Origin of the sequence: Caballeronia sp. LZ065 (assembly GCF_031450975.1) — a bacterium.
Classification (GTDB): domain Bacteria; phylum Pseudomonadota; class Gammaproteobacteria; order Burkholderiales; family Burkholderiaceae; genus Caballeronia.
Map to the genome: position 1 here is coordinate 2,025,119 of NZ_JARUXV010000001.1, position 15,543 is coordinate 2,040,661.

8 protein-coding genes and 1 other RNA gene are annotated in these 15,543 nt (G+C 66.5%); 8 read left to right on the plus strand and 1 reads right to left on the minus strand.

The window, feature by feature from the left end; genetic code table 11:
• Nucleotides 1-58: 58 nt before the first annotated feature.
• An RNA gene (gene ffs, locus QCE63_RS09300) (signal recognition particle sRNA small type) lies at nt 59-157 on the minus strand.
• A 354-nt stretch (nt 158-511) separates the two neighbouring features.
• On the opposite strand from ffs, the gene trxA reads away from it, so the two are divergent.
• The 8 genes from trxA to pbpC all read left to right on the plus strand — a co-directional run bounded on the left by trxA (nt 512) and on the right by pbpC (nt 15,465).
• Nucleotides 512-838 (plus strand): thioredoxin TrxA, encoded by a 327-nt coding sequence (trxA, locus tag QCE63_RS09305; RefSeq protein ID WP_008349330.1) that lies wholly within the window; start codon nt 512-514, stop codon nt 836-838.
• 261 nt (nt 839-1,099) lie between these two features.
• Entirely contained in the window at nt 1,100-2,365 is a 1,266-nt protein-coding gene (gene rho / locus QCE63_RS09310; protein ID WP_309808516.1) for a transcription termination factor Rho, read from the plus strand.
• Nucleotides 2,366-2,477: 112 nt separating this feature from the next.
• Nucleotides 2,478-3,314: a zinc-dependent peptidase gene (locus QCE63_RS09315; RefSeq protein ID WP_309832450.1), complete on the plus strand. Its 837-nt coding sequence runs from the start codon at nt 2,478-2,480 to the stop codon at nt 3,312-3,314.
• 143 nt (nt 3,315-3,457) lie between these two features.
• Nucleotides 3,458-3,712, plus strand: a complete 255-nt coding sequence (locus QCE63_RS09320) for a type B 50S ribosomal protein L31 (protein WP_309832451.1) — start codon at nt 3,458-3,460, stop codon at nt 3,710-3,712.
• Nucleotides 3,713-3,975: 263 nt separating this feature from the next.
• Nucleotides 3,976-5,739, plus strand: coding sequence for a glycosyltransferase family 39 protein (locus QCE63_RS09325; RefSeq protein ID WP_309832452.1), 1,764 nt, complete (start codon nt 3,976-3,978; stop codon nt 5,737-5,739).
• Between the two features lie 40 nt (nt 5,740-5,779).
• The gene (locus QCE63_RS09330; protein WP_309833750.1) at nt 5,780-7,141 is read left to right on the plus strand and encodes an MATE family efflux transporter; all 1,362 of its coding nucleotides are present in this window, start codon (nt 5,780-5,782) and stop codon (nt 7,139-7,141) included.
• A 100-nt stretch (nt 7,142-7,241) separates the two neighbouring features.
• Nucleotides 7,242-13,214, plus strand: coding sequence for an MG2 domain-containing protein (locus tag QCE63_RS09335; RefSeq protein WP_309832453.1), 5,973 nt, complete (start codon nt 7,242-7,244; stop codon nt 13,212-13,214).
• 4 nt (nt 13,215-13,218) lie between these two features.
• Nucleotides 13,219-15,465, plus strand: a complete 2,247-nt coding sequence (gene pbpC, locus QCE63_RS09340; RefSeq protein WP_309832455.1) for a penicillin-binding protein 1C — start codon at nt 13,219-13,221, stop codon at nt 15,463-15,465.
• The last annotated feature ends 78 nt before the right edge of the window (nt 15,466-15,543 follow it).

Genomic DNA, 15,543 nt, shown 5'->3' on the forward strand with positions numbered 1-15,543 from the left:
AACGTGAGGGGATGCGCAACGAGAAACGAGAGGGAGATAAAGACGAGATAAAGCGGAAGGTGACGAGCCTGACCCTCGGCACTGGTGGAAAGCGGCTGTGGCTGCTTCGTTCCCGACCTGACCAGGTTGACCACGCCACCATGCGAGGAGGCCCGTCACGTTGAATTGTATCATGCAACGGCGAGCGCCTGGAAGGCTTGACGCGAAACGCGTGCATCGACGCAATGTTTCAGAATGCCTCTTGTACTCGGGGATTTCACCCTCAGATCATCGCTATCGGCACCCGGCGACGGATAGCAAAGTAGGCTAAGATGATTAGTGAATCATCCACAGGCGGCACGCAATGGTGCACCGCGGCCCTCTGATGGAACATTTGCCGCCGTGCGCCCTTTGTTTCGGCGCACGGCGAGCCGGTTAAGTCGCGCTCAGCGGCGACGTGGTCTCCCTAAGTTTTGATCTATCGTGGCGAGCATTCAAACGCGGGCCTCGAATCAATAGAGGTATTCAGACAATGAGCGAATCAATCAAGCACATCAGCGACGCTTCTTTCGAACAGGATGTCGTCAAGTCAGATAAACCTGTCCTGCTCGATTTCTGGGCCGAGTGGTGCGGTCCGTGCAAGATGATTGCCCCGATCCTCGACGAAGTCGCAAAGGATTACGGCGATCGCCTGCAGATCGCGAAGATCAATGTGGACGAACATCAGTCGACGCCGGTCAAGTTCGGCGTGCGCGGCATCCCCACGCTGATCCTGTTCAAGAACGGCGCAGTCGCCGCGCAGAAGGTCGGCGCATTGTCGAAGTCGCAACTCACCGCGTTCCTCGACAGCAACCTGTAACAGCGTCACCGGCAAGCGCTGTCATTCGTCAGCGCTTGCCTGACCACCCCGCGCCTTTACCCGCGCGCATGAGTGGTGCAGCCGATGTTGTCGGACGACAACATCGGCCGAAAAGCCCCGCCCGACGCCCACCCGAGGCTCAAGCGGCGTGTGCTATGCTAGAATCACAAGAGTTCAAGAAGTATTAAGTCTCGAGCGGTTCCGCTCACCTCTTCTCCCAAATCTTTTCGTCGCACCTCTTCTCCCTGGCGGGAAATCCGTATGCATTTATCCGAGCTCAAGTCTCAGCACGTATCGGCACTGATCGAGATGGCCAATGGCCTCGAGATCGAAAATGCGAACCGCCTGCGCAAGCAGGAATTGATGTTCGCGATTCTTAAAAAGCGCGCCAAGGGCGGCGACACGATTTTCGGCGACGGCACGCTCGAAGTGCTGCCCGACGGCTTCGGCTTCCTGCGTTCGCCCGAGACTTCGTATCTTGCGAGCACGGACGATATCTATATCAGCCCGTCGCAAATCCGCCGTTTCAATCTGCACACCGGCGACACCATCGAAGGGGAAGTGCGCACGCCGAAGGACGGCGAGCGGTATTTCGCGCTGGTGAAGGTCGACAAAGTCAACGGGCAGCCGCCCGAGGCCTCGAAACATAAGATCATGTTCGAGAACCTCACGCCGCTGCACCCGAATAAGCCGCTGCCGCTCGAACGCGAAATGCGCGGCGAGGAAAACGTCACGGGCCGGATCATCGACATGATCTCGCCGATCGGCAAGGGCCAGCGCGGCCTGCTGGTCGCGTCGCCGAAGTCGGGCAAGACCGTGATGCTCCAGCACATCGCGCACGCCATCAAGCAGAACCATCCGGACATCGTGCTGTTCGTGCTGCTCATCGACGAACGTCCTGAAGAAGTCACGGAAATGCAGCGCTCGGTGAAGGGCGAAGTGATCGCCTCCACCTTCGACGAACCCGCCGCGCGTCACGTGCAGGTCGCCGAAATGGTCATCGAGAAGGCCAAGCGCCTGGTCGAGATGAAGCACGACGTCGTGATCCTGCTCGACTCCATCACGCGTCTCGCGCGCGCCTACAACACCGTCGTGCCGGCCTCGGGCAAGGTGCTGACGGGCGGTGTCGACGCCAACGCGCTGCAACGTCCGAAGCGCTTCTTCGGCGCGGCGCGCAACATCGAGGAAGGCGGTTCGCTGACCATCATCGGCACGGCGCTCATCGAGACCGGCAGCCGCATGGACGACGTCATCTACGAAGAGTTCAAGGGCACCGGCAACATGGAAGTGCACCTCGAGCGCCGCCTCGCGGAAAAGCGCGTCTATCCGTCGATCAACCTGAACAAGTCCGGCACGCGTCGCGAAGAACTGCTCATCAAGCCGGACCTGCTGCAGAAGGTCTGGGTGCTGCGCAAGTTCATCCACGACATGGACGAAGTCGAAGCCATGGAATTCCTGCTCGACAAGATCCGCCAGACGAAGAACAACGCCGAGTTCTTCGACATGATGCGTCGCGGCGGCAGCTGATCCAGCCGCTTCTGCCCACATCCGAAACCGCCTGCCCGTCAGGCGGTTTTTTTACGCCCGGCGCCGGCCGGCCTCCGTACAATCCGGTCTGTCGAAGCCAACCGCTCATCCGATGGCCAACCTCTTTTCCCGCTGGTTCGGCGCGCAACGCCGCGAGCGCGCACTGCGCAAATACGCGATCGACGACACCCTGTGGCAACGCACGCTCGACGCCTATCCGTGCTTCGGCCATCTGGACCACGCGGATCTCGGGCGCTTGCGTGAAACCGCGAGCCTGTTCATTGCGCAGAAGGAATTCTCCACGGCGCATGACCTCGAACTGACCGACGCGATGATCGTCTCCATTGCCGCGCAGGCTTGCCTGCCGGTGTTGAATCTCGACCTCGACCTGTATCGCGGCTGGGTCGGCGTGATTGTCTATCCGGGCGAGTTCGTCATCCGCAAGACGGTGGAGGACGAGGACGGCGTGGTGCACGAGGTCGAGCACGACGCGAGCGGCGAGGCCTGGGAAGGCGGTCCGGTCGTGCTGTCGTGGGAAGACGCGCAAATGGCCGATGGCTCGGACGCCTACAACGTGGTGATCCACGAGTTCGCGCACAAGCTCGACATGGTGACAGGCGTTGCCGACGGCCATCCGCCGCTGTTCCGCCGCTGGCATGCGCCGCTCGACACCGCCGCCTTCACCGACATCTTCGACAACGCCTACGACCAGTTCTGCGCGCGCGTGGACGCGGTGCCCGAGCGGCGTTGGAGCCGCTTCGAGCGCGACTCGCTGATCGATCCGTATGCGGCGGACCATCCGTCCGAATTCTTCGCCGTATGCAGCGAGGCGCTGTTCGTTACCCCGCGGCCCTTCGAGGCCGAATATCCGGAGCTGTACCGGCTGCTGGCGCGCTTTTACCGGCAGGATCCGGCGCGCACGGGCGCACTGGACGCCGCCGACGCCTGACGAAAAACCTCTCGAAGAAGTGTCAACCAACTGATTTTCTGGCATAATCGCCGTTTTTCGACCCTAGGCAAGTGACTCGCGCCGGACCTTCGTAAGCTCCGTAAGCGCAGCGGGTTGGCTACCGCCAGATACCAGGAAAGACCATGAAAGAAGGCATTCACCCGAATTACCGCGACGTCCTGTTCATCGACATGTCGAACGACTTCAAGTTTGTGACCCGCTCGACCATCCAGACGCGCGAAACCGCTGAATTCGAAGGCAAGAGCTACCCGCTCGCGAAGATCGAAGTGTCGTCGGAATCGCATCCGTTCTACACCGGCCAGCAAAAGATCATGGACACGGCCGGCCGCGTCGAAAAGTTCAACAACAAGTTCGCACGCTTCTCCACCAAGAAGTAAGTCGGGCTTCACGGACTCAGCAAAAAGGGCAGCTCTCGCTGCCCTTTTTTGTCGCCGGACGCTTTATGTTCCGGCTTGCATCGGCCCCGCGCGCGGCATCGTCCTTGCTCGCACCGTCACGATTGCAGCACCCCGTTACGGCAAATTCCAACGACGCGCCGGTAATGCCGCCGCGCGACTACAATGCCGGTTGCTCAAGCCCCGCCGCGCCTGCGGCCGAAGCCCGCGCCGCCACCGGGACCGTTTTCCATACAGCCTATCGCATGCGATCCGTCGTTCGTCTGACCGCCTCCGCCACCAGCGCCCTGCCGCGCTGGCTGCTGCTTGCCATTTGCATCGTCTATGCGTCGTTCGGCCTGTTCGGGCGCGATCCATGGAAGAACGAGGACGCGGCAGGCTTCGGCGTGATGTGGACCATGGCCAACGGCGACGCCCGCGACTGGCTGTTGCCGAACCTCGTCGGCAAGGCGCCCACCGCCGATGGCCCGCTGATGTACTGGCTCGGCGCGTCCGCCATCCGCCTGCTGAGCCCGTGGGTCGATGCGAGCAACGCCTCGCGCGTGGTCACCGGCCTGCTCTTCTGTCTCGCCTGCGCCTTCGTGTGGTATTCGGCCTATCTGCTCGGCCGCCGCGACGAAGCCCAGCCGTTCAAATACGCGTTCGGCGGCGAACCCGAGCCGCGCGACTACGGCCGCACGCTCGCCGACGGCGCCCTTCTGATCCTGCTCGCCTGCTTCGGTCTTGCCGAGCGCGGCCACGAAACCACCGCGCAGCTCGCGCAGTTCGCCGGCACCGCGATGCTGCTCTACGGCCTCGTGCGCAGCCTCGACAAGCCCATTCACGGCGGCCTTGTGTGGGGCGCGGCGCTGGGCGTCGTGGCGCTGTCCAGTTCGCCGGTGCTGGTGTTCGCGTTACTGCTCTGCACGCTCGCGATGACGATCATCGTGAAACAGGTGCGCGCCCGGCCGCTGATCGTCTACGGCCTGCCGGTCGCGGTGCTGCTGATCGCCGCCTGGGTGCTCCCCGCCCTCCATTTCTATCCCGACGACGGCGAATGGTGGCTGCGCCAGTGGTGGCGCAACAGCTTCTCCTTCTTCTCCGGCACGCCTGGCTCCATCTTCGGCTACGCCGTCAAGAACCTGCCGCTCTTCACCTGGCCGGCCTGGCCGCTCGCGCTGTGGGCCTTCGTCAGCTGGGGCGGCATGCGGCGCTCGCCGCACGTCGGCGTGCCGCTTTCGATCATCGGGCCCTTGCTCGTGCTGGTCGTGCTGCAGGCGCACGAAACCAATCGCCTCTTCATGCTGCTGCTGCCGCCGCTCTCGGTGCTCGCGACCTTCGCGCTGCCTACACTGAAGCGCGGCGCGATCAACGCCATCGACTGGTTCGCGATGTTGAGCTTCACCATCATCGGCACGCTGGTGTGGCTCGTGTGGACCGCCGGCATTTTCGGTTTCCCGGCGTCGATGGCGCGCAATCTCGCGCGTCTCGTGCCCGGCTTCCATCCCGAGTTCAAGCTGCTTTCATTCGCCTGCGCCGTGGCCGTCACCATCTGCTGGTTCCTGCTGGCGCGCTGGCGTCTCGCGCGGCATCCGAAGGTGCTGTGGCGCAGCGTGGTGCTGTCGAGCGCAGGCACCACGCTGATGTGGGTGCTGCTCATGACGCTGTGGTTGCCCGTGGTCAACTACAGCCGGACGTATCGCGATGTCGCGGAGCAGATCGCGGATCATCTGCCGCCGGACTACACCTGTATCTCGCCGGTGCGTCTCGGCGACGCGCAGATTGCGACCTTCGCCTATTTCGGCGGCATGCACTTCGCGTTCGACGAGGATTGCGACGTCATCCTGCGCCAGGACCGCGCGGATTACGGCGAACCGTCGTCGCTGTCGGCATTCGAGTGGAAGCTGGTGTGGGAAGGCCGGCGGGTCGCGGACCGTGACGAGCGCTTCCGCCTGTACGTGCGCATCGAGCGTCCGACGCCGCCGCCTCCAAAGCCGCTGCGTCCGAGAAGCCTGCGCCGGAAGCAGTAACGCGATGCCCTCGCCGACGCCCCCGGCCAGCACGACCGGCATGCTGCGCGACGTGCGCAAGATCGCCGCGCTGGCCTGGCCGGTGCTGATCGGCCAGCTTGCGATCATCGCGTTCGGCGTGATCGACACCGCGATGGTCGGCCGCTTCTCCGCCACCGATCTCGCCGCGCTCGGCCTCGGCGGCTCGATCTATATCTCGGTGTATATCGGCCTGACGGGCATCCTGGTGGCCTTGCAGCCGATCGCCGGGCAGCTCTTCGGCGCGGGCCGTGAAAGCGAGATCGGCGAGGAGACGCGTCAGGCGCTGTGGCTGGCCGTCGCGCTTGCGGTAATCGGCTTCGTGCTGCTCTACCATCCCGAACCACTGCTCTCGCTCGCGAAGACGCCGCCCGCGCTGCACGATCGCACGGTCGACTATCTGCGCATCCTGTCGTTCGGCCTGCCCGCGAGCCTCGCGTTCCGCGTCTACAGTTCGCTCACCAACGCCGTCGGCAAGCCGCGCCTCGTGATGTTCCTGCAGGTCGGCGGGCTGCTGCTCAAGTTTCCGCTCAATAGCTGGTTCATCTTCGGCGGTGCGGGCGTGCCGGCGCTCGGCGGTCCCGGCTGCGCGCTCGCGAGCACGCTCATCAACTGGGCGCTGGCGATCGTCGGCATGACGGTGCTGGTGCGCTTCGAGTTCTTCCGCCCGTTCGGCATCTTCTCGCAGTTCTGCTGGCCGGTCTGGCGCCGTCAGCTCGCGCTGCTGCGCCTGGGCATTCCGATGGGTTTCTCCTATCTCATCGAAGTGACCTCGTACACCTTCATGGCGCTGTTCATCTCGCGCTTCGGCACGACCACGCTCGCCGGCCATCAGATCGCGGGCAATCTCGGCGCGGTGCTGTACATGACGCCGCTGTCGATCGGCATTGCGTCATCGACGCTCGTGTCGCAGGCGCTCGGTGCCGGCCGTTACGACGACGCGCGCTCGATCTCGCGCCATGGCATCGGCGTGGCGTGCGTGCTGGCGCTGGTCTACGGCGTGATTCTCGTCGCGGCGCGCCCGCTGGTCATCGCCGCCTACACGCCGGATGCGCACGTCATCGCGGCCGCCATGCCGCTCGTGCTGATCATCTTCTTCTATCACCTGTGCGACGCGCTCCAGGTCACGACCGCGTTCGTCCTGCGCGCCTACAAGGTGACGCTGGTGCCCACGCTGATCTATGCGGTCGCGCTGTGGGGCATCGGGCTCGGCGGCGGCTATCTGCTGGGCTTCGACGTCGGCGGCAGCGTGCCCGAGTGGTTGCAAGGCGCGCGCGGCTTCTGGATCGCCAACTCGGCGAGCCTGGGCGTTGCGGGCGTCGGACTGTTTCTCTACTGGCGGCGCGTCAGCCTGCGGCGCGTGGCGCGCGTCGATGCGGACTGACGCAGTTGGGTCGCCCGAAACGAACCTGGAATCGATTGGTAGAAAGAATGACGTAAGCGTCCAGTAGAATCTCGCGTCGAGAGCATCTCGGAGCGAGTGGATGAGCCGCATAACAAAGTCACAAAAAAAGTGGATTCTGGCTGCAACCGGGTTGATCGCCGCGCTCGGATTCGGCGCGTCGATGCATCGGGCCGATGCCGCGCGCATCGCGAGCGTGTCGCCGCAGGGCAAGGTCGCGCAGGTGCGCCAGGTCGTCGCGAAGTTCGACGAGCCGATGATCGCCTTCGGCAACGCAGCCGCTGCCGCGCCGGGCAAGCTGGTGTGCAGCGGCGCGGCCACGGCCGGCTCGGGCCGCTGGATCGACGCCCGGACCTGGGCTTTCGACTTCGAGAACGACCTGCCGCCGGGCGTGCGTTGCTCGCTCGATCTCGCGGATAACCTCAAGTCGGTCGCGGGCAACGCGCTGTCTGGCCCGCGCCACTTCGCCTTCCAGACCGGCGGTCCGTTCGTCACCCGGGTTCTGCCGGGCTATGGCGACATCGAAGAGAACCAGGCGTTCGTGCTGCGCCTGAATGGCCCGGCCACGCCGGCTTCGGTGCGCGAACACGTGTGGTGCGAATCCAGTGCGCTCGGCAACCGCATTCCGGTGCGCCTGCTCGACGACCCCACCCGCGCCGCCCTCCTCAAGCATTTCCGGCTGGAGAAGGAAGCCGCCAACGTGCTGACGCTCGCCTGCCAGCAAACTTTGCCCTCGGCGGCCAAGATGCAGCTGGTCTATGGCGCGGGCGTCACCGGTCCAAGCGGCATGGCCAACGAAGTCGAGAAGCGCTTTGACTTCACCGTGCGCGAGCCCTTCACCGCGAGCTTTTCGTGCGAGCGCGAAAACGCGCAGGCGCCCTGCACGCCGCTGCGTCCGCTGCGCCTGAACTTCAGCGCGCCGATAGCGCGCGCCGACGCGCAGAAGTTCGTGCTGCGCGGGCCGAAGGAGACGGCTGCCCCTCATTTCGACGACACCGACAAGGACGCGGAAGTGAGCGCCGTCGAGTTCGCGGCGCCGCTACCCGAACACGCCGACCTCACCATCGACGCCCCCGCGAATCTCAAGGACGTCAGCGGCCGCACGCTCGCCAACGCCGACCTGTTCCCGCTCAAGACCGCCACCGCGCCGATGCCGCCCCTCGCCAAGTTCTCATCGGGCGCGTTCGGCATCATCGAGCGCTTTGCCGAACCCGGCATGCCCGCGATGCTGCCCGTCACGCTGCGGCACGTCGAAGCGGACCTGCACGTGCAGGGCTTGAATTCCGGCACCGCGCAGATCACGAAGCTCAAGCTCGATGCCGACCGCGACATCCGCCAATGGATGCGCGCCGTCGATCAGTTCGACGGGATTTCCATGTCGCGTTCGATGATCGAGGAACGCATGCCGGAGATGCTTCGCAACGGCATCCGTCCGGTCGTGATTCCGAACAGCGACGGCACGGTGTCGAAGGATCCGCAGATCGATGTCCGTTCGCTGTCGATGCTCGCCGGACGCGCGGGCGTTGAAACGCTGACGCTGCCCGCCGCCGATCCCAAGGCGCTGCGGCCCTTCGAAGTGGTCGGCATTCCGCTCGCCAAGCCGGGCTTCTATGTCGTCGAACTGCATTCGCCGGCGCTGGGCGCGTCGCTGCTCGGCAAGCCGCAGCCGATGTACGTGCGTACCTCGGTGCTCGTCACCAATCTCGGCGTGCATTTCAAGCAGGGCCGCGAGAACAGTGTCGTGTGGGTCACGTCGCTGGATCACGGCAAACCCGTCGCCAACGCCGACGTGCGCGTGACCGACTGCAACGGCGATGAAATTGCCACCGCGAAGACGGACGCGCAAGGCATCGCGAGGATCGGCAAGACGCTGGCCGCCGCGCGCGAATGCAACGAGAACAGTCTCGCGTGGAGCGGCTTTTTCGTCTCGGCGCGGGTGAACGACCCGGTCACCGGACCGGACATGGCGTTCGTGCTGTCCGACTGGAATCGCGGCATCGAGTCGTGGCGCTTCAATGTGCCGACCGACATGAGCACCACGCGCAGCGTGCGCGCGCATACCGTGTTCGACCGCACGCTGCTGCGCGCCGGCGAGACGGTGTCGATGAAGCATCTGTTGCGCGTCGAGACGCTGAACGGCTTCGCGTTCGCGCCCGCCCATCCCGGCCGCGTGACGATCCGGCACACCGGCAGCGGCCAGACCTGGCACATGCCACTCAAATGGGCGGCCGACCACAGCGCCGACTCCACCTTCACGGTGCCGGTCGCGGCCAAGCTCGGCGAATACACGGTGACGCTGGACAACGGTGCCACCGCTGCGCCCGGACAAAAGGATGAAGACGACGACGCCGACGACAGCGGCGTCACCCAGTCGTATGAATCGGGCAGCTTCCGGGTGGAGGAATTCCGCCTGCCGGTCTTCAAAGGCTCGATCACCGCCGGCGACGGCGCATTGCCCGGTCTCGTCGCCGCGCAGGACGCGCCGGTCGCGGTGCGGCTCGAATACGTGCAGGGCGGACCGGCATCGAATCTGCCGGTGCAGGTGTCGGCGCTGGTGCGCGACGTCGCGCCGCCATTTGCCGCGCAATATGACGCGTACAGCTTCGCGCCGTGGCGCAAGCCGTCCGGCGACGGCGCCAGCGCCCCCGCCGAGGACGAAGACAGCGAGCAGCAAGCCGACGCCACGACGAAGCTCATCGCCGACAAGCTGCGCGTGACGCTCGATCGCGACGGCGCCGGCAAGCTCACGATCAAGCCGCTGCCCGCGGTGGAAGCGCCGAAGCGCCTGGCGCTCGAAGCGAGCTTTGCTGATCCGAACGGCGAGATCCAGACCATCAGCGGCGGTACGACGCTGTGGCCCGCCGCCGTGACGGTCGGCGTGAAGGCGGGCCATTGGGTATCGGTCGGCGGCAAGCTGCCGGTGCAGGCGCTGGCGCTCGATCTGCAAGGCAAGCCGCGCGCGGGCGTCGCCGTGGAAATCAAGGCGGTGGCGCGCATCATGTCGAGCTCGCGCAAGCGCATGGTCGGCGGCTTCTATGCCTATGACAACCACACCGAAATCAAGGATCTCGGCGCGCTGTGCAGCGGCAAGAGCGACGATCACGGCATCGTCTCTTGCGATGTCGCCATCAAGGAACCCGGCAATGTCGATCTGGTCGCGATCGCGAAAGACAGTGACGGCCGCGCGGCCAACGCCAGCACCTCCGTGTGGGTGACGCGCGCGGACGAACTGTGGTTCGGCGGCGAGAACACGGACCGCATCGACGTCCTGCCCGAGAAAACCGGCTACGAGCCCGGCGAAACCGCGCGCTTCCAGGTGCGCATGCCGTTCCGCTCGGCCACGGCGCTCGTCGCGGTGGAACGTGAGGGCATCGTCGAGACGCGGGTGGTCGAACTGAACGGCCGCGATCCCACCGTCGAACTGAAGGTCGAGGATTCTTGGGGGCCGAACGTGTACGTGTCGGTGCTCGCGATTCGCGGACGCATCCGCGACGTGCCGTGGTACTCCTTCTTCACCTGGGGATGGAAAGCGCCGCTCGACTGGGCCCGCGCCTTCTGGTACGAAGGCCGCCAGTATCAGGCGCCGACGCCGCTCGTCGATCTGTCGAAGCCCGCGTTTCGCTACGGGCTCGCGTCGATCAAGGTCGGCACGGCTTCGCACCGGCTCGCGGTCAGCGTGACCCCGGACGCGAAGTCCTACACCGTGCGCGGCAAGGCGCACGTGCAGGTCAAGGTGGCGCTGCCCGACGGCAATCCCGCGCCCGCCGGCACGCAGATCGCCGTTGCGGCGGTGGACGAAGCGCTGCTGGAACTGATGCCCAATCAAAGCTGGGACGTGCTCGACGCGATGCTTCAGCAACGCGCGTACGGCGTCGAAACGGCGACGGCGCAGATGGAGATCATCGGGCGGCGTCACTTCGGACGCAAAGCGGTGCCGGCGGGCGGCGGCGGCGGTCATGCCGCCACCCGCGAGTTGTTCGACACGCTGCTGCTGTGGAACCCGCGCGTCACGCTCGATGCGCAAGGCGAAGCCAAGGTCGATGTGCCGCTCAACGATGCGCTGACGCGCTTTCGCATCGTCGCGGTCGCGGCGGTGGGCGCGGGACGCTTCGGCACTGGCAGCGCGTCGATCCAGAGCACGCAGGACCTGCAACTGATCTCGGGATTGCCGCCGCTGATTCGCGTCGGCGATGCATTCCGCGCGCAGTTCACGCTGCGCAACACCACGCCGCGCGCGATGCGGGTCGTCGTCACGCCGCACGCCGGATCGCTGGCGCTCGACGCCCGCACCGTGGAGCTCGGCGCGAATGCGTCGCAGGACGTGGCGTGGGACGTCACGATGCCCGACGTACCGGGCGTCGCGCCATCCGCGAGTCTCGCGTGGGAGGTCAGCGCGGCGGAACAGGCCGGCCCCAGGGCGAGCGACGCCGTGAAGATCACGCAGCGCGTCGTCCCGGCGGTTCCCGTCACCGTGCAGCAGGCGACCCTCGCGCAAGTGGATGGCTCGCTCACGCTGCCGGTCGCGCCGCCCGCCGATGCCGTTCTCTCGGGCAACGGCGCGGCGCGCGGCGGCATCGCTGTGTCCTTGCAGCCGAAACTCGCCGACGGCCTGCCGGGCGTGCGCCGCTGGTTCGAGCGCTATCCGTACAACTGCCTGGAGCAGCAGACCTCGCGCGCGCTCGGTCTGATGGACGCGGCGCAATGGCAGGCGGTGCTCGCGAAGATGCCGACCTATCTGGACCGCGACGGCCTCGCGAACTACTTCCCGCCCGCCGACGATGAACGTCCGACCGGCAGTCCCGCGCTCACCGCGTACCTGCTTGCCGTGTCGGACGAAGCGGCGCGGGTGGACAGCCGCTTCGCGCTGCCCGCCGACCTGCGCGGACAGATGGCCGCGGGCCTGGCGAATTTCGTCGAAGGCAAGATCACGCGCACGTTCTGGGCACCGCGCAACGATCTCGACTTCGAGAAACTCGCGGCCATCGAAGCGCTTTCGCGCTACGGACTGGCGCAGCCGCGCATGCTCGGTTCCATCACGGTCGCGCCGGATCAATGGCCGACCTCCGCCGTGCTCGATTACTACGCAATCCTGTCGCGCGTCGACGGCATCCCCGAGCGGGAGGCGAAACGCGCGCAAGCCGAGCAGATCATCCGCGCCCGTCTGACGTACCAGGGCACGCGCGTTGGCTTCTCGACCGAGCGCGACGACGATCTCTGGTGGCTCATGACCGGCACCGAATCCAATGCCGCGCGCACCGCGCTGCTCTTCGCCGACGCGCCGGGCTGGAAGGAGGAGATGCCGCGCATCGTCGCGGGGCTGCTCGCGTTGCAGAAGAACGGCGCTTGGCAAACCACCACGTCGAACCTGTGGGGCACGCTGGCCGTGAGCCGGTTCTCGCAGGTGTTCGAGAGCACGCCCGTCACCGGACACACGTCGATCAAGCTGGGCGCGGCGACGCAGGACATCGTGTGGAACGGCCCGGCCAAGCTCGAGAAGCCGCGCAGCGTCCTGCTGCCGTGGGCCACCGGATCGCTCGCGTTGACGCAGGACGGCACCGGCAAACCTTGGGCGACCATCGAAAGCCTCGCGGCGGTCGCGCTGAAAGCGCCGTTCGCAGCGGGCTACCGCATCTCGAAGACGCTGACGCCCGTGGACCCGGCCGTGAAAGGCAAGCTCTCGCGCGGGGACATCGTGCGCGTGCATCTCGACATCGACGCGCAAGGCGACATGACCTGGGTCGTCGTCAACGATCCGATACCCGCGGGCGCGACGATCCTCGGCTCCGGCCTCGGCCGCGATTCGGCGGCGGCGACCTCGGGCGAGAAAGCGGCGGGCGGTGCGTGGCCGACGTTCGTCGAGCGCGGCTTCGAGGGCTATCACGCGTATTACGACTATCTGCCGAAGGGGAAGATCCAGGTCGACTACACGATGCGGCTGAACAATCCGGGCACCTTCGGCCTGCCGCCGACGCGCGTCGAAGCGCTCTACGCGCCGTCGGCGTTCGGCGCGCTGCCGAATGCGCCGATGGTGGTCGAGCCGCTCGCCGCGAAGTGACGGCATGAAACGCGCCGCGCTCCTTGCCCTCTTCACGCTGCTGAGCGCGGCGGCCCATGCGGCGCCGCGCTTCGACGAAGTGCGCGCGGCATGGCGCAGTTCCGACTGGGTCCTGCTTGCCCGCGACGGCACGCCGCTGCAACGCACGCGTGTCGACACGCGCGCGCGGCGCGGCGACTGGGTCGCGCTCGCGGACGTGTCGCCGGCTTTGCGCGAGGCGATCGTCGTATCGGAGGACAAGCGCTTTTACGAACACGCGGGCGTCGACTGGCACGGCGCGGCGGCCGCCGCCTGGGGCAATCTCTGGAACACCCGCACGCGCGGCGCATCGACGGTGACGATGCAGCTCACCGGTCTCATCGACGACGACGGCAAGCCGGCCGGACGGCGCTCCATCGGCGAAAAGGCCGAGCAGACCATCGGCGCGCTGTGGCTCGAACGCAGCTGGCGCAAGGACCAGATTCTCGAGGCCTATCTCAACCTCGTGCCGTTTCGTGGCGAACTCGTCGGCTTGTCGGCGCTGTCGCAGACGCTGTTCGGCAAGGCGCCGTCGGGTCTCGACGAGCGCGAGGCCGCCCTCGCCGCCGCGCTGATCCGCGCGCCCAATGCATCCTACGTAAAGGTCGCGGCACGCGCCTGCGTGATCCTGCGCGACATGCAGGCGCTGCACGGCGCGGGCAAGACCGCTTCCGCCGATCCGTGCATCAATCTGCCGGCCTATGTGCAGCTGGCGCTGAGCCGCACGGCCGCCGCGCCCGCGTTCGCCCAGGGCGACGATGCCCTCGCGCCGCATCTTGCGCGGCGCATCGCGGGTGAAACGCATCCGGCGGCGGGGGCGCGCGTGCGCTCCACGCTCGATGCGCGCCTGCAGCGTTTTACCCGCGACACGCTTCAGCGCACGCTCGCCGAACTGAATGCGCGCGCCCATCCGCGCAATGTGCATGACGCGGCGGCGCTCGTGATCGACAACCAGTCGGGCGACGTGCTGGCGTGGGTCGGTTCGGCAGGCGCGCTCTCGAATGCACCCGAGGTCGATGCCGCGCTGGCCGCGCGTCAGGCCGGCTCGACGCTGAAGCCGTTTCTGTACGCGCAGGCGATCGACGAGAAGCGGGTCACCGCCGCCACGCTGCTCGACGATGCCCCGCTCGATCTCGCCACCGGCGGCGGCCTGTATATCCCGCAGAACTACGATCACGACTTCAAGGGCTGGGTGAGCGTGCGCACGGCGCTCGGTTCGTCGCTGAATGTGCCGGCGGTGCGCACGCTCGTGATGGTGACGCCGCACCGCTTCGCGAAGACGCTGGTCGCGCTCGGCCTGCCGCTCACGCAAGCCGGCGATTACTACGGCTTCAGTCTCGCGCTCGGCAGCGCGGACGTGACGCTGGCGTCGCTCGCCAATGCGTATCGCACGCTGGCGAACGGCGGCGTCGCGCGGCCCTCCTTCGATCTCGCCGACCACGCGCCCGCGCCTGCCGGCACGCGCGTGTTCAGCGCGGACGCGAGCTACATCGTCACCGACATCCTCGCCGACAACAACGCGCGCACCCGCACCTTCGGCTTCGACAGCGTGCTCGCGACCCGCACCTTCAGCGCGGTAAAGACCGGCACGAGCAAGGACATGCGCGACAACTGGACCGTGGGCTTCACATCGCGCTACACGGTGGGCGTGTGGGTCGGCAATGCCGACGGCCAGCCGATGTGGGACGTGTCGGGCGTCACTGGCGCGGCGCCGATCTGGAACGGAATCGTCAACTATCTGAACCGGCGTTCCGCGAGCCGTGCGCCGCAGGCTCCGGCCGGCGTGGTGCGCACCATGGTCAGCTATCAGGACGACGTCGAGCCGACCCGTGGCGAATGGTTCGTGCGCGGCACGCAGATGAGCAGCATCGGGCTGTCGGCCGGCGCGCTGCAAAGCGGGCAAGGCACGGGTAGCGGCGTGGATGCGCAGGCCGCGCGCATCGGCGCACCGACCAACGGCACCATTTTCGCGCTCGATCCGGACATCCCGCCTGCGCGCCAGCGTGTCTGGTTCGAGCGGAGCGCGAGCAGCGCGCGGCTCGCGTGGCGTCTTGACGGCAAGGGCTACGGCCAGTCTGCTCGCGCGCCATGGCTGCCGTGGCCGGGGCGGCACGTGCTGGAACTCGTGGATGCGCATGGACAGGCAGTCGACACGGTCGCCTTCGAAGTGCGCGGCGCGTTCGCGCGGACGCAGGACCCGCCGCGTCATCCATCGGGCGTTGCGCCGCGTTAAGGCACATGCGGGAACGTGCGGCAGGACGTGCGCCGCGCGAGCCGTCATCGTTCGGGACGGATTTGCCCTATTCTTAAC